Below are 24,506 nucleotides of genomic sequence, written 5' to 3'. Positions count from 1 at the left end.
GCGCCGCGATCTCTCGACCGCGACGCTTCTGCTTTTCTTCCTCGCCAGACCGGCGCGCGTGTCTGCGCTCAAGCAGCGAGCCGCCGCGCGGCTCGCGTTAGCGCCCTTCCAGCTTAATGCCGGAACACGCGAACGCCGGTGAAGGCCATGGCGATGTTGTTCTCGTCGGCCGCGGCGATGACCTCGGCGTCCCGCATGGAGCCGCCGGGCTGGATCACCGCCGTGGCGCCGGCCGCGATGGCTTCCAGCAGGCCGTCGGCGAAGGGGAAGAAGGCTTCGGACGCGCAGGCGGACCCTTGCGCCAGCGAATGGGCCAGACCCTTGGCCTCGCCCGCTTCCTTGGCGCGGATGGCGGCGATGCGGGCGCTGTCGCGGCGGTTCATCTGGCCGGCGCCGATGCCCGCCGTCTGGCCGTCCTTGGCATAGACGATGGCGTTGGACTTGACGTGCTTGGCCACGGTGAAGGCGAACAGCATGTCCTGGATCTCGGTCGGCGTCGGCTGGCGACGGGTGACGATCTTCAGGTCGGACGGCTTGATGAGCGAGCGGTCGCGCGACTGGACCAGGAAGCCGCCGGCGACCGAACGGAAGACCTCGCCCGCGCCGTGCGGGTCGGGCAGGCCGTCGGTGATCAGCAGGCGCAGGTTCTTCTTGGCGGCGAAGACTTCCTTGGCCTCTTCATCGGCGCCGGGGGCGATGACGACCTCGGTGAAGATGCCGGTGATGGCGCGGGCGTCCTCGCCGTTCAGCGGGCGGTTGACGGCGATGACGCCGCCGAAGGCCGACACCGCATCGCATTCCAGCGCGCGGGCGTAGGCTTCCGACAGGGTGGCGCCGACGGCCACGCCGCAGGGGTTGGCGTGCTTGACGATGACGCAGGCCGGGCTCTCGAACTCGGCCACCAGCTCATAGGCGGCGTCGGCGTCGGCGATGTTGTTGTAGCCCAGCTCCTTGCCCTGGACCTGTTCGGCATAGGCCACGCCGGGACGTTTCTCGCCGGTGCGGTAGAAGGCGCCGGTCTGGTGCGGGTTCTCGCCGTAGCGCAGGGTTTGCGCCAGCGAGCCGGCGATCGACTTGCGGGCCGGGGCGGCGTCGTTCAACTGGCCGGCGAACCAGGACGAGACGGCGGCGTCATAGGCGGCGGTGCGGGCGAAGGCGCGGGCGGCCAGTTGCTTGCGCAGAGCCAGCGTCGTCGCGCCGTCGGCCTTCAGGGCCTCGATGATCAGGCCGATGCTGATCGAGTCCACGGCGACGGCGACGTGGCCGTGGTTCTTGGAGCCCGAACGGATCATGGCCGGGCCGCCGATGTCGATGTTCTCGATGGCCGCTTCAAAGCCGCCGCCGTCCTCGACCGTCTTCTCGAAGGGGTAGAGGTCGATCCAGACGATATCGATGGCGCCGATCTCGTGCTCGGTCATGGCGGCGGCGTGGGCCGGAGCGTTGCGCACGCCCAGCAGGCCGCCGTGGACGACGGGGTGCAGGGTCTTGACCCGGCCGTCCATCATTTCCGGGAAGCCGGTCAGATCGGCCACGTCCTTGACCGGCAGGCCATAGCCCGCGATCGCCGCCTTGGTGCCGCCGGTCGAGACCAGCTCGACGCCGAGGCCGGCCAGGGTGCGCGCGACATCCTCCAGCCCCGCCTTGTCCGACAATGAAATCAGGGCGCGGACAGGCTTGATCGCGTCCGGGGCGGGCGGAAAGTCGGGAGCGGCGGGCATGGGCGGCGTCCGTTAACAGCTGGGGCGGGGAGATGGCGGGCGCTCTAGCATCAACGGGGCGCGGCGTCAGCCCTCGGGCGTCCGCAGCATCCAATACCCCTCCGTCATCCTCGGGCTTGACCCGAGGATCGAGTTGTCCGCCACTCGACGGTCGATGAACGAGCGCCGCCCCTTCATCGCCACCTACATCCTGGCCAGCCGTCCGCTCGGCGTTCTGTACGTCGGCATGACCTCGAACCTTTACGAGCGCATACGTCAACATCGCGAGGATCGGGTAGAGGGCTTCGCTAGCCGCTACGCTTGCAAGACGCTGGTCTGGTACGAGACGCACGGCTTCGTCACCGAGGCGATCCGGCGTGAGAAGGCGCTCAAACGCTGGAATCGCACATGGAAGTTGGAGCTGGTCGAGCGGACCAACCCGGAGTGGCAAGACCTCTATCCCTGCCTGTTCGGACTGGCGCCCGATCCTCGGGTCAAGCCCGAGGATGACGGAGGAGGAGGCGTCGAAGCCTTTCTGAAACGGCTCAACGGCGCCTAGTGCGGATCCCCCGCCGCGCCGGCCGGGCTCAGCTTCCAGCGGATCTTGGTGTCGGCGTCGGTGCGGGCGGAGCCGCGGACGACGATCTGCAGCGAACGCCGGGTCAGGCCCTCGTCGACGTGGACGGCGGGTTCGATAGCCACGTCGGGACCGTCGCTGCGGAACCACCAGCCGCGTCCCGAATGCCCGCGCAGCAGGATGGAGCGGCGGTCGCGGGCCAGGGAGGCCTGAACCCCCGGCTCCAGCTGGAAGCGCAGGGCGTAGGGGGCGGCGATGGTGCGAGTCACGTCGGGACGGTTCTCGGGCGGATGCAGGCGCTCCTCGGCGCGCAGTTCGTCGAGCCGCTGATCCAGATAGAGGCGGCGCTGGTGCATCAGGCCGTAGCCGGGCATCCAGCCGTCGTGCTCGACCTCCAGCCAGACGGCGCCGTCGCCTTCGCGGTGGTCGCGGGTGACGTGCAGGGCCGGGCCGATCAGGCGCGGACCCAGCAGGTCGGCCTTCCAGCCGGACAGGGGCTCGCCCAGCGGTTGTTCGCCCAGCGTCAGCGTCGAGGCGCCCGGCGTCAGGCGCAGCGCCTGACGATCAAGCGCGCGCGGGGTCCAGCCGGCCGAGGTGAACAGGCGGTCGCGGCCGCAGACGACTTCCAGGGCTGCGGGCTGGCCGCAGGCGGCGGCCGACCAGGCGCCGCGCGCCGGGGCCTCGACGTCGACCATGGCGGTCAGCAGGGGGCTGGAGACGCGCACCAGACCGCCGACGGCGCCGCTGGACGGCGGGGCGGGCGTATCGTCATGGGCGCGGGCGGCGGCGACGCGCTCGGGCGTCGAAGGTCCGCCGCCCTGGAAGGCGGCCAGGCGGCCGTCGGGCAGGGCGAGGACGCGAAGACTGGTCGTCAGGCGCGAAATGGCGGCGGCCACCGGCTCGGGCGTCGGCTCGGACAGCTGGGCCAGGGCGTCGTCCAGGGTCAGCAGGTCGAGCAGCAGCTCCAGCCCCATCTCCGGGGCGCGGGCGGCGTGATGGCCGTCGGCGGCGACGGTGGCCTCCAGCGCGGCGGGCAGGCGTTTCAGCGCGGCGCCGCGAATGCCCGCGCCGGCCTTGCCCGCCAGGGCGCAGCCGGCCACGGCGGCGGCGGTCAGGCGCTCGGCCCGGCCCATGAGGCCGCCGGGCGGACGCAGCAGCTGACGCGCCTGGCGCGCCAGGATGTCGGTCAGGCGCAGGCGCTCGACCTCGGTCGCCACTCCGGCCAGACGCCGTCCGGCGCAGGCCAGATGATAGGTCCGCCGCGCCAGAATGTCGGGATCCCAGGAGAAGGGCGACCAGCGGTTGAACAGGTCGTCCCAGGCCAGGGTCAGGGCCAGGGCCTCGCGCGCGCCGCGGTCGCCGTGGGCCATCATCTCGGGCATCCAGACGAAGGCGTGCAGCTCGACGGCGAAGGCGCGGCTGGGGGTGGGGCGGTTCCACAGGTCGGCGGGGCCCTCGGCGTCGAGGCTGAGCCCGGCCAGGGTGAAGCGGCCGGACAGCAGCGGGCGCGGGGCCTCTTCGCGCAGGGGCCGGAAGTCGCGCGGGCTGACGGCGAAGCCGTCGGCGCGGGCGCCCTTTAGCGTCCAGGTGTAGCCGGGCAGGCCGTAGAGCTCGATCCACAGCTGGCGCGCGGCCAGTTGTCCGGCGACGGCGGCCCACAGGGCGGGGTCGGCCTTGGGACCGCCTGCGGCGCGCACCGGGGTGCGGACCGGGGCGCCCTTGAGGCCGGGGATATGGCCCTCGGTCAGGCCGCCTTCTGTTTCGCGCGGGGCGAAGGGGCCGAGGGGGCTCACGCGGCGGCGGCCTTCAGGGCCTGGATGTTGGCGGCGTAGGCGTCCGGCCCGCCCTTGAAGACGAAGGAGCCCGCGACCAGGGCGTCGGCCCCGGCGGACAGGCAGGCCCCGGCGTTGGCGGCGACCACGCCGCCGTCCACCTGCAGGTGGGCCTTGGAGCCGGCGCGGTCGAGGATGGCGCGGGCGCGCTCGATCTTCTTCAGCGAGGACTCGATGAATTTCTGACCGCCGAAGCCGGGATTGACCGACATGATCAGCACCAGGTCGACCAGGTCGACGGCCTCTTCCAGCACGCTCAGCGGCGTGGCCGGGTTGAAGACCAGACCGGCCTTGGCGCCCAGCTGGCGGATCTGGCCGAGCGTACGGTGGACGTGCGGGCCGCTTTCGGGATGGACGCTCAGTATGTCGGCGCCGGCCGCGCGGTAGGCCTCCAGCCAGTTGTCGACCGGAGCCACCATCAGGTGGACGTCGAACGGAAGGCGGGTGTGGGGGCGCAGGGCCTTCACCACGTCCGGGCCGATGGTCAGGTTGGGCACGAAGTGCCCGTCCATGACGTCGACGTGGATCCAGTCGGCGCCCGCGGCCTCCAGCGCGCGGACCTCTTCGCCCAGCTTGGCGAAGTCGCTGGCGAGGATGGAGGGGCAGATCAGCGGGGCGCTTGCGGCGGCGGTCTGGGTCATGGTTCTGCGACTTACGGCTATGAGGCTCGAGGGGCAAGCCGGACCGCTGACGCAGGGCGACGCGGCAGGTGTTCACTGGCGCTTCGCGAACGGTCGGCGGTGGTCGTTGGCGAAGGCGCGGCGGTCGCGGACGCAAGGTCGCTGGCGAGCTGAGCCAGGGCGGGGGAGGAAGGCGGCGACTTCTTCAGCCGTCCCCGAAAGGACCTCTCATGATCCGCTCTCTCGCCATCGCCGCCGTCCTGGTCTTCGCCGCTCCGGCTTATGCCCAATCCGCCGACAACCGCCTGACCCTGACTTTCGAAACCGGTGCCGAGACGGGCGCGGTCCTGGTCGCTCTCTATGACAGCGAGGCCGCCTATGAGGGCGGACAGCCGACGCGCGTGGCGCAGGTCGATGTGGCGGCGGGCCAGCGCGAGGCCGTGTTCGACCTGCCCGCCGGGACCTACGGCATGAAGGCCGTCCACGACGTCAACGGCAACGGCAAGATGGACGTCAATCCCTTCGGCATGCCGAGCGAGCCCTTCGCCTTCTCCAACAATGCGGTCGGCAACATGGGGCCGGCCAAGTGGGACCGCGCCCGCTTCGAGGTCGCGGGCGCCACGGCCCAGACCATCCGCATTCGCTAAGCCCAGTCGTCCGGAGCCCTCGCCATGACCCCGACCCGCCGCACCCTGTTCATGGGCGCCGCCGCCCTCGCGGCCGCCCGCGTCCTGACCCCTGATCGGGCCTATGCCGCCCAGGCCATGGCGGCGAGCGCCGACTGGGCGCTGGCCACCGCCGACGTCGAGGGCGACGTGGCCCCGCGCGCCTTGACGCTGGTTCACGGTCGGGCGCCCGCCGGGCTGGCCGGCAGCCTTTACCGCAACGGGCCAGCCAAGTTCCGTCGTCCCGGCGGCGCGTCGCAGCACTGGTTCGACGGCGACGGCCTGATCCGCCGCTGGCGGGTCGAGGATGGTCAGGCGACGCTCGCCGCCCGCTTCGCCGACACCCCCAAGCGGCGACAGGAGGCCGAGGTCGGGGCCATGCTGATGCCGGGCTTCGGCACGATCGCCGACCCGCGCGCCCGGATCGGCTCGGCCGACGACGCCAGCCCGGCCAACACCTCGGTGCACAAGGTCGGCGGCAAGCTGTGGGCGCTGTGGGAGGCGGGCTCGCCCCTGGCCATGGACCCCGAGACCCTGGCGACCGAGGCGTTCGTGACCCTGCGGCCCGATCTGAAGAACATGCCCTTCCTGGCCCACCCGCGCATCGAGCCGGACGGCCGCATCTGGAACCTGGGCGTGGGCGGCAAGCAGGCCATGGTCTGGCGTCTGGCGGCGGACGGGACGCTGGAGGACGCCGAACTCGTCCCCCTGCCGCGCGCCAGCTACATCCACGACTTCAGCGCCACGGCCCGGCATCTGGTGATCGTGCTGCAGCCCTGGGTGCATGCGCGCAACGTCATGCCGATGTCAGCGGCGTTTGCGTGGACGCCCGAGGCGGGGACCCAGGTGCTGGTGATCGAAAAGGCGGACCTGACGAAGCGCCGGATCTACGACCTGCCGCCCTTCGGCTTCTTCCATGTCGGCGACGCCTGGGAGGAGGCGGACGGGACGATCCGCTTCGATCTGTGCGCCCACAAGGACATGGATTTCGCCGCGCGCGGCGCCCACGAGGTGCTGAACGGCGTGCCGCTCGGCCACGATCCCGCCGAACTGGCCATGGTGGTGCTGGAGCCGAACGGGCGCGGGCGGCTGGAACGGACCGGCGTGGTCGGCGAGTTCCCGCGCAGCGACCCGCGCCGCGCTGGTCTGGCGCGCCGTTTCAGCCTGCACACCACGGGCGAGCGCGCCGACCGGCCCCTGGCCTCGGCGGTGGCCGTCACCGACTGGCGCTCAGGCCGCACGCGGTCCTTTGACTTCGGCCCCGGCCATGTGACCGACGAGATGGTCTATGTGCCCAAGCCCGGCAGCGTGCACGAGGCCGACGCCTGGCTGGTCGGCCCGACCATCAACCTGAAGGCGGGGGTCAGCGAACTGCACGTCCTGGACCTGATGCACGTCGAGGACGGCCCCGTCGCCACCTGGCGCGCCGACGTGGCCCTGCCGGCGGCGTTTCATGGGAACTGGGTGTGAGCCCTGCGCCCTCAGCTGTCATCCCGGGGCCGCGCAGCGGAACCCGGGACCCAGGCGGTTGCGGGGCCCCGGTCGGTCGCTGCACTCGCGCAGCCGCCTGGGCCCCGGATCGCCTATCGGCGTCCGGGGTGACGGCGTCGAAAGGGGATCACCACCACCCCGCCTCACGCAGCGCCTTGGCGTAGCGGCGACTGACGGGAGCCACGGCGCCGCCGTCCAGTGTCAGGGCTGCGCGACCGTCGCCGCGGGCGACGGCGGCGACGGCGTCCCTGGCCACCCACCAGCTGCGATGGGTCTGGGCGCCCTCCAACCCTTCCAGCTCGGCCAGGGCGTCGGACAGGCGCATCAGGATCAGGTCCGAGCCGCGATCGGTGTGCAGGCGCAGGTAGTGGTCCTCGGCTTGGACGGCGATCAGACGGGCGCCGCGCAGCCGGGGCGGCAGGCGCTCCAGAAAGCGGGCGGGGGCGGCCCCGGGGGCGGCGGCGTGGGTCTCGACGGGCGTTTCTCGACCCAGAAAGACGTTGAGGGCGCTGAGAACGGCGGTGATCAGCAGCACCGCCGGCAGGAAGTTGACGAGTACCGCGATCGGCAGCAGGCGCTGGTAGAAGAACAGGCCGGTCGCGGCCCAGACGCCGACGGTCAAGGGACCGGTGATGACCGCCGTCAGGATCGCTGCGGTCGCCCAGGGCCTCGCGTCGGCGTCGATGAAGCGCGTGATCAGGGCGCCGCACACGTGGCCCCAGAGACCGCCCAGAACCAGCATGGAAATCCAGTAGATCAGCCTCTGGCCCATGGGGGTGCCGCCTGAGCCGAAGGCCCCGCTGAAGGCCAGAAAGGCGCCGGCGACGAAGGCGACGATCAGGCCGCGCACGACATCGCGCCCCTTGCCCTTGAGCAGACCGGTCAGCGGCATCAAGCGTTCGACTTCGGACCGCAGACGGCGCGGAAGCCGGCGGCGGCGAAACGCACCATGTAGTCGCAGGCGCTGTCCAGATCGCCGGATTTGCACAGGCCGCCCGACAGGCGGTCCAGACGCCCGGTCTCGCCCAGCGTCAGGGTCAGGGCGCCCGACAGGTTGTGCCAGGCCCAGTAGAGGTCCTGGTCTCGGGCCTCGGGATGGATGCGTTTGACCAGCTCCAGCAGGCGGCGAATGGCCGGGTCGAAATAGCGAGCCATGGTCTCGCCTCCAAAGGCCGGATTGGCGTTGGTCTGGGCCACCAGGGCGGCGTAGTGTTTCCAGCCGGGTCCGCCCTTCAGCGACCACTGGAAGGGCGGGCGCAGGAAGGCCTCGAACAGGCCCTCCAGGGTCATGGCGTCGCCGGCGGCCTCGGCGTAGCGGTCGACGGCGGCGACGCGTTCGCTGTTCCAGACTTCGGCGCGACGGATGAAGACGGCGTCGAACAACTCCTTCTTGGCCCCGAAGTAATAGTGGACCAGGGCCGTATCGACGCCCGCCTCGCGCGCCACCTCGCGGATGGTGACGCCGTAGAAGCCGTGTTTGGAGAACAGGTCCTCGGCGGCGTTCAGAATGGCGTCGCGCGTCTCGCCGGCGGCGGCGGTCTTGGTCTTCTTCGGCCGGCCGCGTCGGGCCGGCGCGGGGACGGCGGGCGGCAGGGTCGGGGCGAGGTCGTCGTCGGCTTTCATGCGCGCAAGCTAGAGCGAAACCGGTTCAGATGCGAACGCCCCTGAGCGCAGATATTCGCTCCAGCATCCATCCGGGCGCCTGACGCCGTGCATCAGGCCCGGGCGCGGTTCGACCTTCAGTGCAACGGCGCCACAGGCGCGGCGGATTTGCGGCGGTCTTTAGCGTGGCCGTTTGACAGACCGGTGAAAGATCGGCACCTTCCATGAAAATCATTGAACGCTGAATAAAAGCGTCGATTGGGCTGGAAACAGAGATTGGGATCCAAATGAACAGACTCGTGAAGACCGCCTTGCTGGCGGGCGCCGCCTGGGGCGCGCTCTCGGCCAGCGCCGTGGCGCAGCAGGCCTCGACCGAACCACAAGCCTCCAACGTCGATGATGTCATCGTCACCGCCCGTCGCCGCGAAGAAACCCTGAAGGACGTGCCGATCTCGGTTTCGGCCCTGGGCGCCGAGCGTCTGGAAGAAACCGGCGCGACCGACATCACCGCCCTGCAGCAGCAGACCCCGAACGCCACGGTTCAGATCGCGCGCGGCTCGAACTCGACCCTGATCTCCTTCATTCGCGGCATCGGCCAACAGGATCCGCTGTGGGGCTTTGAGCCGGGCGTCGGCCTCTACATCGACGACGTCTATGTGGCCCGCCCGCAAGGCGCCGTGCTGGACATCTTCGACATCGAGCGCATCGAAGTGCTGCGCGGCCCGCAGGGTTCGCTGTACGGCCGCAACACCGTCGGCGGCGCGATCAAGTACGTGACCTCGCGTCTGGACGCGGATTCGCCGGAACTGACGCTGCGCGGCGCCTACGGCAGCTACAACCAGATCGACCTGATGGCCCAGGGCTCGATGCCGGTCACCGACAAGCTGCGCATCGGCGCGGCCATCGCCAGCTATGACCGCGACGGCTACGGCGAGAACCTGAACACCGGCGCCGAACACTATGACAAGGATGTTCTGGCCGGCCGCGTCAGCGTCGAGTTCCAGCCCTACGACAACGCCTTCTTCCGCCTGGCCTATGACCGGGTCGAGGACAAGTCGAACCCCCGTCACGGTCACCGCGAAGTCGCCGGCGTCGGCCCCGGCGCGGGCGTCCCCGGCAGCGTCTATGACACCTATGCCGGCCTCGGCGACCGCAACAAGGTGACGACCGAAGGCGTGTCGCTGACCGCCCAGGTCGACCTCAATGATGTCTGGTCGTTCAAGTCGATCACCGCCTATCGCACCGGCGACACCGACACCCTGATCGACTTCGACAACACCCCGGCGCCGACGCTGGACGTGCCGGCCATCTATGGCGACCACCAGTTCACCCAGGAATTCCAGGCGCTGTTCAGCACCGACCGGATTCAGGGCGTGGCCGGCCTCTTCTATCTGGACGGCACCGCCTCGGGCGCCTTCGACACCATCGCCCAGAACTTCGGCATCGTCATCGGCACCGCCGGCTATGTGAAGACGACCAGCATCGCCCTGTTCACCGATGTGAACCTGGACCTGACGGATCGTCTGCATCTGGGCCTGGGCGCCCGCTACACGATGGATGACAAGACCGGCCACGTCTTCCGCGCCAACTACCTGGGCGCGGCGCGCAGCCCGCTGTTGGGCGGCGCGGCGCGCAACCCCATTCTGCTGCGCACCGACTACACCCGCTCCAACACCTTCGACCAGTTCACGCCCAAGGCCTCGCTGTCCTATGACTTCTCGGACCGCCTGACCGGCTACGCCTCCTATTCGAAGGGCTTCAAGTCGGGCGGCTTCGACATGCGCGGCGACGCCATCCTGACGCCGAATACGGTCAACGGCTATCAGCCTGAAATGGTTGATTCCTACGAGATCGGCCTGAAGGGGTCGGCCTTCGACCGTCGCCTGAGCTTCTCGTCGGCCATCTTCTACAACGACTACACTGATCAGCAGGTCACCACCCAGGTTCCGGCCGTGGGCGGCATCGCCAGCTTCGTCGACAACGTCGGCTCGTCGAAGTTCTTCGGCGCGGAATTCGAAGGCTCGGTCGTCCTGACCGACAGCCTGACGGCCAATGTCGCGATCGGCTACCTCGACTCCAAGTTCGAAGAGTTCCTGCGCTACAACCTGACGACCCAGAAGTACGAGGATATCTCGAGCCAGGTCGTGCTGCAGAACGCGCCGAAATGGACGGGCTATCTGGGCCTGACCTGGCGCGGCGACGTGGCCGGCGGTTCGCTGGCGGTGACCCCCTCGGTCAGCTATCGCGACGACTACAGCCAGTTCGAGTTCCCCAACCCCGTGCTGGATCAGGACGCCTTCGCCCTGGTCGACCTGTCGGCGGTCTGGACCGACCCGAGCCGCACCTGGACGGTCGGCGTCTATGGCAAGAACCTGACCGACGAAGAGTATCGCGTCGGCGGCTACAACTTCGCCGGCGCCGCCTACAACAACTCGCTGATCGGCTACTACGGCCCGCCGCGCACGGTCACGGCGTCGCTGCAGTACAAGTTCTGATCGGGATATTTCTCCTGAACGCCTGATCCTCTGATCGCGGGCGGCGGTTCAGCCTGAACCGCCGCCCTTTTTTCTTTTGGCGCCGCCCGACGACGCCGCTACCGTCGTTCTCAAAGAAGACCAAGAACCAAGCCTGAGGGGGCAACGCCATGACCACGTCCGAGGCCGCAGCGCCCAAGGAGGCCGTCGAGGCGGCCATGTCGCCCCGCTACCGCTACTATGTGCTGGCGGTGTTGATCCTGATCTACATGCTGAACTTCCTGGATCGGCAGATCATCGGCATCCTGGCGGCGCCGTTGAAGGAAGAGTTCGGCATGTCGGATAGCCAGTTCGGCCTGCTGGGCGGCATAGCCTTCGCCTCGGTCTATTCGACCCTGGCCATTCCCCTGGCCTGGATGGCCGACCGGTTCAGCCGGGTCTGGATCATGACCGGGGCCCTGGCGGTCTGGTCGGGCTTCACCGCCCTGTGCGGCGTAGCGGGCTCCTTCACCCAGTTGTTCCTGTGCCGCATGGGCGTTGGGATTGGGGAGGCGGGCGGCGTGGCGCCGGCCTATTCGCTGATCGCCGACTATTTCCCGCCGCACCAGCGCGCGCGCGCCATGGCGGCTTTCGCCTTCGGCATTCCTTTGGGCATGGCGGCGGGGACCCTGGTCGGCGGCCTTCTGGCGGCGACCTATGGCTGGCGCACCGCCTTCATCGTGGTCGGCCTGCTGGGCGTGCTGGTCGCGCCCCTGCTGCGGTTGACGGTGCGTGATCCCAAGCGCGGCGGGACGGACGCGGTCAAGACCGCCGCCCAGGTCGCGGCGCTGGAAGCGGCGCCCGTCGGCACGGACCGCCCCGGCAAACTGGCCGCCCAGATCATGTTGGGCATCGGCGGCGGCGCCCTGGTGCTGGCGGCTCTGATCCAGTTCGCCGGGCTGTCGCTGGGCAACCCGCTGGTCTTTGCGTTCGGCGGCCTGCTGGGCGTGGTGATCGGGATTTCCCTGATGATCGCGCGGCGGACAGCCACGGTCGTCATCAGGAAGCGCAGCTTCTGGCTGCTGGCCCTGGGCGCGGCCTCGTCCTCGGTCTGCGGCTACGGCGTGGCCGGCTGGCTGCCGCTCTTTTTCATGCGCAGCTTTGACCTGACCCTGGCGCAGACCAGCGTCTATTACGCCGGCATCGCCCTGATCGGCGGCATCCTGGGCATCTGGATGGGCGGCATGATCGCCGACAAGCTGTCGAGGAAGGGCAAGGGCGCCTATCCGATGGTGCCGGCCGTGGCCTTCCTGATCTCGGCGCCCTGTTTCATCCTGGCGATGAACTCGCCCTGGCTGATCGGCCTGGTCCTGCCGGGCGGCGGCAGCCACGCCCAGCAACTGGTGCTGGCCTTCCTGATCTTCCTGCTGCCCACGGGGCTGAACCTGGCCTGGCTGGGGCCGATCACGGCGGCGGTCCAGCATCTGGTGCCGGCGGCCATGCGTTCGACCGCCTCGGCCCTGTTCCTGTTGATCAACAACCTGTTGGGGATCGCGGTCGGCTTCTACTACTTCGGCTGGATGAGCGACCTGCTGGCCCCGCGCTTTGGCGAGGAGAGCCTGCGGTGGGCTATCTACACCGGCATGGGCTTCTATGTGCTGGCGGCCATGCTGCTGTTCGGGGCCTCGCGCACGCTGAAGAAGGACTGGGTCGACTGATCCCGCCCCGTCAGATGCTGCAACGAGCTGAGCCGTTTCGCGCATAAGAAAAGCCTGGGGGGAGCATAAGGCGACGAACGGTTGCGTCTGCGAAGGGCCGACGCCTATAAGCGCGACCAAAGTTTCCACAAACCTCCTCCCAACGGCGCGGATCAGACATGAACATTCACGAGTATCAGGCCAAGCAGGTTCTCAAGGCCTTTGGCGCACCCGTCGCCGAAGGCGTCGCCATCACCTCGGCCGACCAGGCCGAAGCCGCCGCCAAGCAACTGCCTGGCCCGCTCTATGTGGTGAAGTCGCAGATCCACGCCGGCGGCCGCGGCAAGGGCAAGTTCAAGGAACTGCCGGCTGACGCCAAGGGCGGCGTGCGCCTGGCCTTCTCGATCGAGGACGTGGTCAAGAACGCCAAGGAAATGCTGGGCAACACCCTGGTGACGGCTCAGACGACCGACGCCGGCAAGCAGGTCAACCGCCTCTACATCGAAGACGGCGCCGACATCTCGCGCGAGCTCTACCTGTCGATCCTGGTCGATCGCGCCTACGGCCGCATTTCCTTCGTCGTCTCGACCGAAGGCGGCATGGACATTGAAGCCGTCGCTCACGACACCCCGGAAAAGATCATCACCGTCGTCATCGACCCGACGACCGGCGTGACCGAAGCCGACTGCGCCACCCTGTCGGACGCGCTGAAGCTGGAAGGCGACGCCCGTGAAGACGGCAAGTCGCTGTTCCCGGCCCTGTATAAAGCCTTCGTCGAGAAGGACATGGCCATGCTGGAAGTGAACCCGCTGATCGTCATGGAAAACGGCCGCCTGCGCGTTCTGGACGCCAAGGTGTCGTTCGACGGCAACGCCCTGTTCCGTCACCCCGACATCAAGGAACTGCGCGACGTCACCGAGGAAGACGCCAAGGAAATCGAAGCCTCGGAATGGGACCTGGCCTACGTCGCCCTGGACGGCAACATCGGCTGCATGGTCAACGGCGCCGGTCTGGCCATGGCGACCATGGACATCATCAAGCTGTACGGCAAAGAGCCCGCCAACTTCTGCGACGTCGGCGGCGGCGCCGGCAAGGACAAGGTCGCGGCGGCCTTCAAGATCATCACCGCTGACCCGGCCGTCCAGGGCATCCTGGTCAACATCTTCGGCGGCATCATGAAGTGCGATGTCATCGCCGAAGGCGTGGTCGCAGCCGTCAAGGAAGTGGGCCTCAAGGTGCCGCTGGTGGTGCGTCTGGAAGGCACCAACGCCGAGCTGGGCAAGAAGATCCTGAACGAGAGCGGCCTGGCCATCACGGCGGCGGACGACCTCGACGACGCCGCCCAGAAGATCGTCGCGGCGGTCGGCTGACGTCAACCGCTCACGGCCCTCGCCCTGGCGGGGGCCTGGTTGGAGTGAAGCCTTGGACAAGTTCGAAGTCGTTGCGATGGTCCTGGCGCCAGAGCAGCACATCGCCACCTTCATCGCCCACTATCGTCGGAGGGGCGCGGACCGTGTTCGCGTCTTCTTCGACGGCGACATGGCGCCGGAAGGCCCGTTCGAGGGCGGCGAGATCGTGGTGTGCGACGAGGCCTTCTGGCGCAGCCTGGGGCAGTCACGGCCGCAGGGCGTGGAGAACCGCCAGCGCGCGGTTTACAATCACGCCTACCGGCAGTCCGTCTCGGACTGGGTTCTGGTCGTGGACGTCGACGAGTTCATTCTCGGCGATGACGCGATCGGCGAGCTTCTGTCCAAGGTCGAGCCTGAGCGGGAATCCGTGATCTTCCGTCCAGTCGAGGCTGCCTACTCCAGCCGGAGCGAACTGAGCCAGGAATACGGCGCCGCCTACTTCAGGAAACCCTACGGTCGTCCCTACTGCTCCATCCTGCCGCACCTGGTCTATCCCGGCAGCGGCGGGTGCTTCACCAAGGGCCTGCTGGGCCATGACATGGGCAAGCACGCTGTTCGAACCGGCATCGCCGACATCGTGATCGACATTCACGAGTCCAAGCGGGACGGAAAGCCTCTGGAGGCCGCACGGAACGTTCCGGGGGCGTCTGGTCGACCGCTGTTCCTGGCCCACTATGACGCCATCAGCCTGGAGCATTGGCGCGCCAAGTGGGATCGGCGTCTGGCGGCGCGGGACCTGATGGAGGTGGGCCGCAAGCGCAACCGGCAGTTCGAACTCTACGCCGCCGCCCGGCAGCGTGGGACGGAGACCGAGCTGTTCAGGCGACTCTACACCCTCGGCGCGATCCAGACCTTCCTGCTCAGATGCCTCAACCTGATTATTCCTCACAAACCTAACGACCTGACCGTTTAGAGAAAGTCTTCCGATGTCCATTCTCGTCGACAAGAACACCAAGATCATCGTCCAGGGCCTGACCGGCAAGACCGGCGGCTTCCACACCGAACAGGCCCTGGCCTATCACGGCACCCAGATGGTCGCCGGCGTGCACCCCACCAAGGGCGGCACCAACTGGACCGGCTCGCACGGCGAAACCCTGCCCATCTACGGCTCGGTCGCCGAAGCCAAGGAGCGCACGGGCGCCGACGCCACCGTGATCTACGTCCCGCCGGCAGGCGCCGCCGACGCCATCATCGAAGCCATCGAGGCCGAGATCCCCTTCATCACCTGCATCACCGAAGGCATTCCGGTGCTGGACATGGTGCGCGTCAAGGCGCGCCTGGACCGCTCCAACTCGCGCCTGCTGGGCCCGAACTGCCCCGGCATCCTGACCCCGGAACAGTGCAAGATCGGCATCATGCCGGGCAACATCTTCTCCAAGGGTTCGGTCGGCGTCGTTTCGCGCTCCGGCACCCTGACCTATGAAGCCGTGTTCCAGACCACGAACGCCGGCCTGGGTCAGACCACGGCTGTCGGCATCGGCGGCGACCCCGTCAAGGGCACCGAGTTCATCGACGTCCTGGAAATGTTCCTGGCCGACGACGAAACCCACTCGATCATCATGATCGGTGAAATCGGCGGCGGCGCTGAAGAAGACGCCGCTCAGTTCCTGATCGACGAAGCCAAGAAGGGCCGCTCCAAGCCCATGGCCGGCTTCATCGCCGGTCGTACGGCTCCGGCAGGCCGCACCATGGGCCACGCCGGCGCCATCGTTTCGGGCGGCAAGGGCGACGCGGAGTCCAAGATCGCTGCGATGGAGGCTGCGGGCATCCGCGTCTCGCCGTCGCCGGCGCGCCTGGGCCACACCCTGTTGGAAGTGCTGAAGGGCTAAGAAGCCCTTCGGCAAAATCGCTAACGCTCGCCGCGCGGCGGCTCGCTGTTTGGCGAGTTTGCTGCGCCGCCGCTCCCGGCGAATGTCGGGGTTTCTGCAGCGTTGAGTTAAGCGAACGGTGTTCCGGGGCGAAATTTAGCGTCCCGAGACCCTTTAAAACGCCCTCGGAATCGTCCGGGGGCGTTTTTTCTTGCGGATTCGACCAATTTCCACCCGCAACGCCCCGCTTCGGTCATGACCAGTAAGGAAACACGGCCTATATGAGCGGCGCTGCTCTCCGCGCAGGCGTGCGCGCGCAGCCGAATGTAGGATGACGAGAGAAACATGGCGGACGATGCAGGTCAGCTGAACCAGGTCTTTGCCGAGACCAGCTTCCTCTATGGCGCGAACGCCGCCTTCATTGAGGACCTGCACGAAAAATGGGCCGCAGACCCCGGCTCGGTGTCGGGGGAATGGCGCGCCTTCTTCGATCAGTTGAAGGACAACGCCGACCTGGTGAAGCAGTCGGCCGCCGCCGGCTCCTGGGGCCGTGGCGCCGCCACCGATCCGAGCGAAGACACCGCCGTGTTCGACGGCCGCTGGCCCGCGCCGAAGGTTGATCCCAAGGCCCCCGCCGGCAAGCCCGGCCCGCGCCCGGCCGCTCCGGCCGCCGACGCCTCGGGCGCGCTGACCGCCGCCGACGTGCGCGCCGCCGCCCATGACTCGATCCGCGCCCTGATGCTGATCCGCAGCTACCGCGTGCGCGGCCACCTGCAGGCGACGCTGGACCCGCTGGGCATCGAACAGCCGATCGACAACCCCGAGCTGACCCCCGAATTCTACGGCTTCACCGCCGCCGACATGGATCGCCCGATCTTCCTCGACGGCGTCCTGGGCCTGCAGACCGGCTCGATCCGTCAGGTGCTGGAAATCCTCAAGCGCACCTACTGCGGCAACATCGGCGTGCAGTACATGCACATCGCCGAGCCGGAAGAGAAATCCTGGCTGCAGCAGCGCTTTGAAGGCCCGGACAAGTTCGAGCAGAACGCCTTCACCAAGGAAGGCAAGCTGGCCATCCTGCACAAGCTGATCGAGGCCGAGGGCTTTGAACGCTTCCTGCACAAGCGCTTCCCCGGCACCAAGCGCTTCGGCCTGGACGGCGGCGAGGCCATGGTCCCGGCCCTGGAGCAGGTGATCAAGCGCGGCGGCAATCTGGGCGTTGACGAGATCGTCTTCGGCATGGCCCACCGCGGCCGCCTGAACACGCTCGCCGCCGTCATGGGCAAGCCCTACAAAGCCATCTTCCACGAGTTCCAGGGCGGTTCGACCGTGCCGTCGGACATCGAGGGCTCGGGCGACGTCAAATACCACATGGGCGCCTCGTCGGACCGTGAGTTCGACGGCAACAAGGTCCACCTGTCGCTGACCGCCAACCCGTCGCACCTGGAGATCGTCAACCCGGTCGTCCTGGGCAAGGCGCGCGCCAAGCAGGCCTTCGACATCCGTGAAGCCAACGCCGGCAAGCCGGAGGCCGAATGGGCGCTGGACCGCTCCAAGGTCGTGCCCCTGTTGATCCACGGCGACGCCGCCTTCGCCGGTCAGGGCGTGGTGGCCGAGTGCTTCGCCCTGATGGGGCTGAAGGGCTACCGCACCGGCGGCACCCTGCACTTCGTCATCAACAACCAGATCGGCTTCACCACCAGCCCGCGCAACTCGCGCTCGTCGCCCTATCCGTCGGATGTGGCGTTGATGGTCCAGGCCCCGATCTTCCACGTCAACGGCGACGACCCCGAAGCGGTCGTCTTCGCGGCCAAGGTGGCGACGGAATACCGTCAGAAGTTCCACAAGGACGCGGTGGTGGACATGTTCTGCTACCGTCGCTTCGGCCACAACGAAGGCGACGATCCTACTTTCACCCAGCCGCTGATGTATTCGAAGATCCGCGCCCAGCCGTCGACGCGCGAGATCTACTCCAAGCGCCTGGTCGAACAGGGCGTGGTCACTCAGGCCGAAGTCGACGCCGAAGTCGCGCGCTTCGAGGCCTTCCTCGACGCCGAGTTCGAAGCCGGCAAGACCTTCAAGGCCGACAAGGCCGACTGGCTGGACGGTCAGTGGCAGGGTCTGGGCATCGACAAGGGCGACGACCAGCAGCAGCGCGGCAAGACCGCCGTTCCGGCTGATAAGCTGAAGGATTACGGCCATCGTCTGACGCAGATCCCCAACAGCGTCGACATCCACAAGACGCTGAAACGCGTCGTCGAGGCGCGTCGCGAGACCGTCACGACCGGCCAGAACATCGACTGGGCCACCGCCGAAAGCCTGGCCTTCGCCTCGCTGCTGGACGAGGGCTATAATGTCCGCCTGTCGGGTCAGGACTCAGTGCGCGGCACCTTCTCGCAGCGTCACTCGGGCATCACCGACCAGACCACGGAACAGCGCTACATCCCGCTGAACCACCTGCGCGACGGTCAGGCCCACTTCGAGGTCATCGACTCGGCCCTGTCGGAAGAGGCGGTGCTGGGCTTCGAATACGGCTACTCGCTGGCTGATCCGAACACCCTGACCCTGTGGGAAGGCCAGTTCGGCGACTTCGTCAACGGCGCCCAGGTGGTCATCGACCAGTTCATCAGTTCCGGCGAACGCAAGTGGCTGCGCATGAGCGGCCTGACCATGCTGCTGCCGCACGGCTATGAAGGCCAGGGCCCCGAGCACTCCTCGGCCCGCCTCGAGCGCTTCCTGCAGCAGTGCGCCGAGAACAACATGCAGGTCGCCAACTGCACCACCCCGGCCAACTACTTCCACATCCTGCGTCGCCAGATGCACCGCGACTATCGCAAGCCGCTGATCCTGATGACGCCCAAGTCGCTGCTGCGTCACAAGAAGGCGGTCTCGACCCTGGCCGACATGGCCGAGGGTTCGTCCTTCCACCGCGTGCTGCGTGACGATGCTCAGCTGCGTCCGGACGTGGCCGGCATCGCGATCAAGGCCGACAAGGACATCCGCAAGGTCATCGTCTGCTCGGGCAAGGTCTATTACGACCTGCTGGACGCGCGCGAGAAGGCGGGCGTCAACGACATCTATATCCTGCGCCTGGAACAGTTCTATCCGTGGCCGATCAAGTCGATCTCGGCCGAGCTGGCCCGCTTCCCGAACGCCGACCTGGTCTGGTGTCAGGAAGAGCCCAAGAACATGGGCGGCTGGACCTTCGTCGATCCGTGGATCGAACTGACGCTCGAGAAGATGGATATCAAGGCCAAGCGCGCGCGTTACGTCGGGCGTCCGGCCTCCGCCTCCACGGCGGCCGGCCTGATGAGCCGCCACCTGAAGGAACTCGAGACCTTCCTCGCCGAGGCCATGGCCTGACCGGCCCTGCCTGACCTATAGATACGCCAAGACACAAAAAGACACTGGACCGAACCATGGCCGATATCCTCACTCCCGCCCTCGGTGAATCCGTCAGCGAAGCCTCCATCGCCAAGTGGACCAAGAAGGTCGGCGACGCCGTCCGTAAGGACGAAGTCCTGGTCGAACTGGAAACCGACAAGGTTTCGCTGGAAGTCGTGGCCCCGGCCGACGGCGTCCTGGCGGCGATCAACGCCGCTGAAGGCGACACCGTCGTTCCCGGCACGGTGCTGGGTTCGGTGAGCGAAGGCGCTTCGGCTCCGGCGGCTGCGCCCGCCGCCGCTGCAGCCCCCGCCGCCGCTCCGGCCGCTTCGGGCGGAGCCTCGGTCGAGATCGCCGTCCCGACCATGGGCGAGAGCGTCGCCGAAGGGTCGATCGGAACCTGGCTGAGGAAGTCGGGCGACACCGTCGCCAAGGACGAACTGCTGGTCGAGATCGAGACCGACAAGGTGGCGGTGGAAGTCTCGGCCCCGGCCGCCGGCGTCCTGACCATCCTCGCCGACAACGGCGCGACCGTGACCCCGGCTCAGGTCATCGGCTCCATCTCCGCCTCCGGCGCCGCCGCCGCTCCGGCTGCTGCTCCCGCCGCGGCTCCGGCCAACACCGGCTCGGCCCAGGCTCCCGCCTCGGCTCACCTGTCTCCCGCCGTCCAGCGCGTCGTGTCGGAAAACAACCTGAACCCGGCCTCGCTGTCGGCTTCGGGTCCGAAGGGCAACATCACCAAGGCTGACGCCATCGCCGCCATCGGCGCCGCCGCTCCGGCTGCGCCCAAGGCTGCTGCGGCTCCGGCTGCTCCGCGCGCCGACCAGCCGCGCGAAGAGCGGGTGAAGATGACGCGCCTGCGTCAGACCATCGCCCGTCGCCTGAAGGAATCCCAGAATACGGCCGCCCAGCTGACCACCTTCAACGAGGTGGACATGACCAACGTCATGGCCCTGCGCGCCCAGTACAAGGACGTCTTCGAAAAGCGCCACGGCGTGAAGCTGGGCTTCATGTCCTTCTTCACCAAGGCCGTGGTCCAGGCCCTGCACGAAATCCCGGCCGTCAACGCCGAGATCGACGGCACGGACATCATCTACAAGAACCACTACGACATCGGCGTGGCCGTCGGCACCGACAAGGGTCTGGTGGTTCCGGTCCTGCGCGACGCCGACACCCTGTCGCTGGCCGGCATCGAAAAGGGCATCGGCGCCCTGGGCAAGGCCGCTCGTGACGGCGCCCTGACCATGGATCAGATGCAGGGCGGCACCTTCACCATCACCAACGGCGGCACCTATGGCTCGCTGATGTCGACGCCGATCCTGAACGCGCCGCAGTCGGGCATCCTGGGCATGCACAACATCGTGCAGCGCCCAATGGCCATCAACGGCGAGGTCAAGATCCGCCCGATGATGTACCTGGCCCTCAGCTACGATCACCGCATCGTCGACGGCAAGGAAGCCGTGACCTTCCTGGTCCGCATCAAGGAACTGCTGGAAGACCCGGCCCGCGCCCTGCTGGACCTGTAAGGTCCGCGCGATCCAGAACTGACGACGGCGGCTTTTTCGGGAGCCGCCGTTTTCAATTTCAGATTTAGTCGGCCTTGAGCCCGGCCAGCACCGCGTCCGTGTCCTGACCCAGCCTCGGCGGGGGGGCGTCGTAGCGGACGGGAGTTTTCGACAGGCGGATGGGCGAGGCGACGGTGCGGACCGGCGTGGCCAGATCGGGGCGCATCTGCTCGACGGTGAGGCCGCGATGCAGCGCCTGCGGCTCCTCGAACACCTGGTCAATGGTGTTGACCGGACCGCAGGGGACGCCGGCCGCCTCCAGCGCCGCCATCAGCGCCTTCATGGTGAAGCCCGCAGTCAGGGCCGAGAGCGTCGGGGACAGCTCGGCGCGGTGCTGGACCCGCAGCGCATTGGTGGCGAAGCGCGGGTCGGCGCCCATGGGCGCGACGCCCAGGGCCTTGGCCAGGGCGCGGAACTGGCCATCGTTGCCGACCGCGATGACCACCATGCCGTCCGAACACGGGAAGGGCTGGTAGGGGGCTAGGTTGGGGTGGGCGTTGCCCATCCGCGTCGGGGCGGTCCCTGAGACGAAGTAGTTGGTCGCCTGATTGGCCAGCATGGCTGCCTGGACGTCGAACAGGGCGATGTCGATGGACTGACCCTCGCCGGTCGCCCGGGCGTGCATCAGGGCGGCGAGAATGGCGTTGGAGGCGTAGAGGCCGGTGAACAGGTCCACGACCGCCACCCCGACCTTCATCGGCTCGGCGCCCGGCGCGCCGTCGGGCTGGCCGGTGATCGACATCAGCCCGCCCATGGCCTGGATCATGTAGTCGTAGCCGGCCCGGTGCGCGTCCGGCCCGTCCTGACCGAAGCCGGTGATGGAGCAATAGACCAGGCGCGCATTGACCGCTGACAGGCTGGGGTAGTCGAGGCCGTACTTCTTCAGCCCGCCGGTCTTGAAGTTCTCGACCACCACGTCGCAGGTCGCAGCCAGGCGGCGCACGGCCTCGGCGCCGTCAGGCGTGGCGATGTCCAGAGCGACCGACTTCTTGCCCCGGTTGGCGCACATGAAATAGGCGGCGTCGCCCTTGGAGCCGTCGGTCGTGGCGGTGAAGGGCGGGCCCCAGTGGCGGGTGTCGTCGCCGGCGCCGGGACGCTCGATCTTGATCACTTCGGCGCCGAGATCGGCCAGGGTCTGCGTCGCCCAGGGGCCGGCCAGAACGCGGCTTAGATCAAGAACGCGAACGCCGGACAGGGGGCCTTGAGCTTGGGTCATGCGACAGGACTAGCCCGGCGTCGTCGTGTCGAGAAGACCTACAGCCCGACGTCCCAGACGCCGGCGTTGCGCATGCGGCACTCGCGAGCTTCCTCGGCGCGGCCGCCCATGTCGCGCGCCATGCCGCGAATGGCGTCGGAGACCGTGCTCTTGTGCACCCCCGGCACGATCGCGTGGGCGAAGGCGCAGGCCGCCAGACGGATCAGCTTGAAGCCGAACCGCGACGAGGCGGCCATATGCTGCAGATAGGTTTCGCTCACTTCACGCGGATGATCGCGGAACAGACGTGAAAATTGACTCGACATGACCCCTACCTAACGCGGTTCCCCGCGTCCCTCTACCCGGCCCTTTCATTATCGCCTAAACCGGGCGTCGGAACAGGGGTCGCATCGTCACGCCCCGGTCAGGCGCGCGTGACGATCATTAAGAAGCCCCGCACATTTATGCGCAGGATAAACGCCATGGCCGACGGTTCGACCGCTTCGCAACAGACCTTCCGCTGGGACGACCCGTTCGACCTGCGCGGCCGTCTGACCGACGACGAGCGGATGATCCAGGACGCGGCGCGGTCCTATGCCCGCGAAGCCCTGCTGCCGCGCGTGGTCGAGGCCTTCCGCGACGAGACCTTTGACCGCGCCATCATGACGGAGATGGGCGAGATGGGTTTCCTCGGGGCCATGCTGCCGGAACAGTACGGCGGCTCGGAAGCCAGCCACGTCGCCTATGGCCTGATCGCGCGCGAGGTCGAGGCGGTCGACAGCGGCTATCGTTCGGCCATGAGCGTCCAGTCCTCGCTGGCCATGTACCCGATCTACGCCTTCGGCTCGGAAGAGCAGAAGATGAAGTTCCTGCCGAAGATGGCGGCGGGCGAACTGGTCGGCTGCTTCGGCCTGACCGAGGCCGACGGCGGGTCTGACCCCGCCTCGATGAAGACCAAGGCGGTCAAGGTCGAGGGCGGCTATCGCCTGAACGGCGCCAAATACTGGATCACCAACTCGCCCATCAGCGACCTGGCCATCGTCTGGGCCAAGCTCGATGACAAGATCCGGGGCTTCATCGTCGAGCGCGACTTCGACGGCTTCACCACGGACAAGATCGGCGACAAGCTGTCGCTTCGCGCCTCGATCACCGGCGACATCGGCCTGAACGACGTCTTTGTGCCGGAGGCCAACATCCTGCCGGGCGTCCAGGGTCTGCGCGGGCCGTTCAGCTGCCTGAACAAGGCGCGCTTCGGCATCGCCTGGGGCGCCATGGGCGCCGCCGAGTTCTGCTTCCACGCCAGCCGCGACTATGTCGGCGAGCGGATGCTGTTCGGGCGCCCGCTGTCGTCACGCCAGCTGGTGCAGAAGAAGCTGGCCGACATGCAGACCGAGATCTTCCTCGGCTTCGAGGGCGCCTACGCCCTGGGGCGTCTGCTCGACACTGGCGCCTGGGTGCCGGAGGCCATCAGCCTGATGAAGCGCAACAACTGCGGCAAGGCCCTGGCCGTGGCGCGCGAGGCGCGCGACATGCACGGCGGCGCCGGCATCACCGGCGAGCTTCACGTCATGCGCCACGCCATGAACCTGGAGACCGTAAACACCTATGAAGGCGCCCATGACGTCCATGCCCTGATCCTGGGCCGGGCCATCACGGGCGAAAGCGCCTTCTAGGGCTGGTCGTTGGTCGGCGGCGCCGGCTCGTCCTGCTTTTTCCCGCCGCTGACCTCGGGCTGATAGAGGCCTGTGATGGCGCGGACGACGAAGCCTTCGGGCCGGATGCGCGGACCGAAGCGAGCGCAGGGGTCCGGGTCGGCTATGGCGCGCGGCTTGCGGTCGGCCGGGGCGAAGGCGTCGCCGACCATGTCGCCAAAGACCTCGGCCAGCTGGTGGGCGTCGCCCACGCGCGACAGGCTGGGGTTGTCCGTGCCGACCACGGTGGCGTTGCGCGCCCAGACGATGGCCGCCACCTGACGACCGTCGGGGTCCAGCATCTCGGCCTCGGCGGCCAGGCCGCCGGTCGTACCGGGCGCCCGCAGTCCGATGGGGCCGGGGATAAAGTAGCTGGCGACTGCCGAAGCCGCCGATCCCGCCTGACCGGTGGGGCTGATCCGCGTCGCCGCCAGACGCACCCTTGCGGCGCCCGGCGTCGGTGCGTCGAGGATAGTGAAGCGCTCGCTCAGTTCGTAGCAGACCTGACGATCCATCTCGCCCAGCACCAGGGCCCAGTCCTCGGCGCTCAGGGCGGGGGCGGCGTCCGCGGTCAGTTCCGCGCGTTCGATATGAACTCGCTCCACGCTCTGAGCCAAGGCTTCGTCGCGGCGTTGGCGCACGGAGGCGCGCACCGTGTCCGATCGGGTCTCCAGCCCTTCGTAACTCGAGAGATAGCCAGAGGTGGGCTCCGGCGCGGTGGCGCAAGCGGCCGCGCCCAGCCCCAGGCCAAGAACAAGCGCGACGGTTCGGGTCGTTGTGGTCATGCAATGCCTCCGTCGCCGTAAGTCGGCGGTCCGGT

Annotated in this window: 19 protein-coding genes; 11 read left to right on the top strand and 8 right to left on the bottom strand. The window is 68.1% G+C overall.

The genetic code is table 11. The features are described 5' to 3' along the window. Positions 1-113: 113 nt before the first annotated feature. On the bottom strand, positions 114-1,718 hold the full coding sequence (gene purH, locus HNP51_RS03025; RefSeq protein ID WP_184266918.1) for a bifunctional phosphoribosylaminoimidazolecarboxamide formyltransferase/IMP cyclohydrolase: 1,605 nt from the start codon (positions 1,716-1,718) through the stop codon (positions 114-116). A gap of 133 nt (positions 1,719-1,851) precedes the next feature. Between purH and HNP51_RS03020 the strand changes: the two genes are divergently transcribed. Further along, a complete protein-coding gene (locus HNP51_RS03020) occupies positions 1,852-2,256 on the top strand; it encodes a GIY-YIG nuclease family protein (RefSeq protein WP_260398290.1) in 405 nt (134 codons plus the stop codon). On the opposite strand, the gene HNP51_RS18800 is transcribed toward HNP51_RS03020, so the two are convergent. Continuing rightward, positions 2,253-4,067 (bottom strand): heparinase II/III family protein, encoded by a 1,815-nt coding sequence (locus HNP51_RS18800; RefSeq protein ID WP_184266916.1) that lies wholly within the window; start codon positions 4,065-4,067, stop codon positions 2,253-2,255. The two genes, HNP51_RS03020 and HNP51_RS18800, sit on opposite strands and share 4 nt — an antisense overlap. Further along, positions 4,064-4,747, bottom strand: a complete 684-nt coding sequence (gene rpe / locus HNP51_RS03010) for a ribulose-phosphate 3-epimerase (RefSeq protein ID WP_184266914.1) — start codon at positions 4,745-4,747, stop codon at positions 4,064-4,066. The genes HNP51_RS18800 and rpe overlap by 4 nt, the downstream gene beginning before the upstream one ends. Before the next feature lie 209 nt (positions 4,748-4,956). On the opposite strand from rpe, the gene HNP51_RS03005 reads away from it, so the two are divergent. Both HNP51_RS03005 and HNP51_RS03000 read left to right on the top strand, forming a co-directional pair. Then, positions 4,957-5,373, top strand: coding sequence for a DUF2141 domain-containing protein (locus HNP51_RS03005; protein ID WP_184266912.1), 417 nt, complete (start codon positions 4,957-4,959; stop codon positions 5,371-5,373). Positions 5,374-5,397: 24 nt separating this feature from the next. After that, complete coding sequence (locus HNP51_RS03000; protein WP_184266910.1) at positions 5,398-6,861, top strand: carotenoid oxygenase family protein; 1,464 nt, start codon at positions 5,398-5,400, stop codon at positions 6,859-6,861. Positions 6,862-7,009: 148 nt separating this feature from the next. Here HNP51_RS03000 and HNP51_RS02995 read toward each other — a convergent pair whose 3' ends face one another. Together HNP51_RS02995 and HNP51_RS02990 are read right to left on the bottom strand one after the other, a co-directional pair. Beyond that, positions 7,010-7,774: a LytTR family DNA-binding domain-containing protein gene (locus HNP51_RS02995; protein ID WP_184267554.1), complete on the bottom strand. Its 765-nt coding sequence runs from the start codon at positions 7,772-7,774 to the stop codon at positions 7,010-7,012. After that, positions 7,774-8,505 carry a TetR/AcrR family transcriptional regulator gene (locus HNP51_RS02990; protein ID WP_184266908.1) on the bottom strand — a complete coding sequence of 244 codons (732 nt, stop codon included), beginning with the start codon at positions 8,503-8,505 and terminating at the stop codon, positions 7,774-7,776. The genes HNP51_RS02995 and HNP51_RS02990 overlap by 1 nt, the downstream gene beginning before the upstream one ends. 266 nt (positions 8,506-8,771) lie before the next feature. On the opposite strand from HNP51_RS02990, the gene HNP51_RS02985 reads away from it, so the two are divergent. The 7 genes from HNP51_RS02985 to odhB all read left to right on the top strand — a co-directional run bounded on the left by HNP51_RS02985 (position 8,772) and on the right by odhB (position 20,761). Further along, complete coding sequence (locus tag HNP51_RS02985) at positions 8,772-10,979, top strand: TonB-dependent receptor (protein ID WP_184266906.1); 2,208 nt, start codon at positions 8,772-8,774, stop codon at positions 10,977-10,979. Between the two features lie 149 nt (positions 10,980-11,128). Then, positions 11,129-12,655 (top strand): MFS transporter, encoded by a 1,527-nt coding sequence (locus HNP51_RS02980; RefSeq protein ID WP_184266904.1) that lies wholly within the window; start codon positions 11,129-11,131, stop codon positions 12,653-12,655. A gap of 158 nt (positions 12,656-12,813) precedes the next feature. Then, positions 12,814-14,004: an ADP-forming succinate--CoA ligase subunit beta gene (gene sucC / locus HNP51_RS02975; RefSeq protein WP_184266902.1), complete on the top strand. Its 1,191-nt coding sequence runs from the start codon at positions 12,814-12,816 to the stop codon at positions 14,002-14,004. A 52-nt stretch (positions 14,005-14,056) separates the two neighbouring features. Next, entirely contained in the window at positions 14,057-14,956 is a 900-nt protein-coding gene (locus HNP51_RS02970; protein WP_184266900.1) for a glycosyltransferase family 2 protein, read from the top strand. Between the two features lie 13 nt (positions 14,957-14,969). Next, positions 14,970-15,872: a succinate--CoA ligase subunit alpha gene (gene sucD, locus HNP51_RS02965; protein WP_114817160.1), complete on the top strand. Its 903-nt coding sequence runs from the start codon at positions 14,970-14,972 to the stop codon at positions 15,870-15,872. A 324-nt stretch (positions 15,873-16,196) separates the two neighbouring features. Beyond that, positions 16,197-19,214 (top strand): 2-oxoglutarate dehydrogenase E1 component, encoded by a 3,018-nt coding sequence (locus HNP51_RS02960; RefSeq protein WP_184266898.1) that lies wholly within the window; start codon positions 16,197-16,199, stop codon positions 19,212-19,214. 56 nt (positions 19,215-19,270) lie between these two features. Continuing rightward, a complete protein-coding gene (odhB, locus tag HNP51_RS02955; RefSeq protein WP_184266896.1) occupies positions 19,271-20,761 on the top strand; it encodes a 2-oxoglutarate dehydrogenase complex dihydrolipoyllysine-residue succinyltransferase in 1,491 nt (496 codons plus the stop codon). A gap of 64 nt (positions 20,762-20,825) precedes the next feature. Here the strand turns inward: odhB and HNP51_RS02950 are convergent, their stop codons facing one another. Both HNP51_RS02950 and HNP51_RS02945 read right to left on the bottom strand, forming a co-directional pair. Next, positions 20,826-22,016, bottom strand: coding sequence for a CaiB/BaiF CoA-transferase family protein (locus HNP51_RS02950; RefSeq protein ID WP_184266895.1), 1,191 nt, complete (start codon positions 22,014-22,016; stop codon positions 20,826-20,828). Positions 22,017-22,054: 38 nt separating this feature from the next. After that, the gene (locus HNP51_RS02945; protein WP_184266893.1) at positions 22,055-22,321 is read right to left on the bottom strand and encodes a DUF6356 family protein; all 267 of its coding nucleotides are present in this window, start codon (positions 22,319-22,321) and stop codon (positions 22,055-22,057) included. A 156-nt stretch (positions 22,322-22,477) separates the two neighbouring features. On the opposite strand from HNP51_RS02945, the gene HNP51_RS02940 reads away from it, so the two are divergent. Then, a complete protein-coding gene (locus tag HNP51_RS02940) occupies positions 22,478-23,668 on the top strand; it encodes an acyl-CoA dehydrogenase (protein WP_184266891.1) in 1,191 nt (396 codons plus the stop codon). Here HNP51_RS02940 and HNP51_RS02935 read toward each other — a convergent pair. After that, the gene (locus tag HNP51_RS02935) at positions 23,665-24,471 is read right to left on the bottom strand and encodes a DUF3313 domain-containing protein (protein WP_184266889.1); all 807 of its coding nucleotides are present in this window, start codon (positions 24,469-24,471) and stop codon (positions 23,665-23,667) included. The two genes, HNP51_RS02940 and HNP51_RS02935, sit on opposite strands and share 4 nt — an antisense overlap. Positions 24,472-24,506: the final 35 nt, after the last annotated feature.

Origin of the sequence: Brevundimonas bullata, from assembly GCF_014207965.1 — a bacterium.
In the GTDB taxonomy this organism is placed as follows: Bacteria; Pseudomonadota; Alphaproteobacteria; order Caulobacterales; family Caulobacteraceae; genus Brevundimonas; species Brevundimonas bullata_A.
Note: the sequence above shows the minus strand (reverse complement) of the source record. Positions and strands in the feature narration are given on the sequence as shown.

Excerpts from the sequence above, each read along its gene's own strand:
- HNP51_RS03000 (WP_184266910.1), top strand. The coding sequence starts at position 5,398 with ATGACCCCGACCCGCCGCACCCTGTTCATGGGCGCCGCCGCCCTCGCG.
- HNP51_RS02985 (WP_184266906.1), top strand. The coding sequence starts at position 8,772 with ATGAACAGACTCGTGAAGACCGCCTTGCTGGCGGGCGCCGCCTGGGGC.
- purH (WP_184266918.1), bottom strand. The coding sequence starts at position 1,718 with ATGCCCGCCGCTCCCGACTTTCCGCCCGCCCCGGACGCGATCAAGCCT.
- odhB (WP_184266896.1), top strand. The coding sequence starts at position 19,271 with ATGGCCGATATCCTCACTCCCGCCCTCGGTGAATCCGTCAGCGAAGCC.
- HNP51_RS02980 (WP_184266904.1), top strand. The coding sequence starts at position 11,129 with ATGACCACGTCCGAGGCCGCAGCGCCCAAGGAGGCCGTCGAGGCGGCC.
- HNP51_RS02935 (WP_184266889.1), bottom strand. The coding sequence starts at position 24,471 with ATGACCACAACGACCCGAACCGTCGCGCTTGTTCTTGGCCTGGGGCTG.
- HNP51_RS02990 (WP_184266908.1), bottom strand. The coding sequence starts at position 8,505 with ATGAAAGCCGACGACGACCTCGCCCCGACCCTGCCGCCCGCCGTCCCC.
- sucD (WP_114817160.1), top strand. The coding sequence starts at position 14,970 with ATGTCCATTCTCGTCGACAAGAACACCAAGATCATCGTCCAGGGCCTG.
- rpe (WP_184266914.1), bottom strand. The coding sequence starts at position 4,747 with ATGACCCAGACCGCCGCCGCAAGCGCCCCGCTGATCTGCCCCTCCATC.
- HNP51_RS02960 (WP_184266898.1), top strand. The coding sequence starts at position 16,197 with ATGGCGGACGATGCAGGTCAGCTGAACCAGGTCTTTGCCGAGACCAGC.
- HNP51_RS02950 (WP_184266895.1), bottom strand. The coding sequence starts at position 22,016 with ATGACCCAAGCTCAAGGCCCCCTGTCCGGCGTTCGCGTTCTTGATCTA.
- HNP51_RS02945 (WP_184266893.1), bottom strand. The coding sequence starts at position 22,321 with ATGTCGAGTCAATTTTCACGTCTGTTCCGCGATCATCCGCGTGAAGTG.
- HNP51_RS03005 (WP_184266912.1), top strand. The coding sequence starts at position 4,957 with ATGATCCGCTCTCTCGCCATCGCCGCCGTCCTGGTCTTCGCCGCTCCG.
- sucC (WP_184266902.1), top strand. The coding sequence starts at position 12,814 with ATGAACATTCACGAGTATCAGGCCAAGCAGGTTCTCAAGGCCTTTGGC.
- HNP51_RS02940 (WP_184266891.1), top strand. The coding sequence starts at position 22,478 with ATGGCCGACGGTTCGACCGCTTCGCAACAGACCTTCCGCTGGGACGAC.
- HNP51_RS02995 (WP_184267554.1), bottom strand. The coding sequence starts at position 7,774 with ATGCCGCTGACCGGTCTGCTCAAGGGCAAGGGGCGCGATGTCGTGCGC.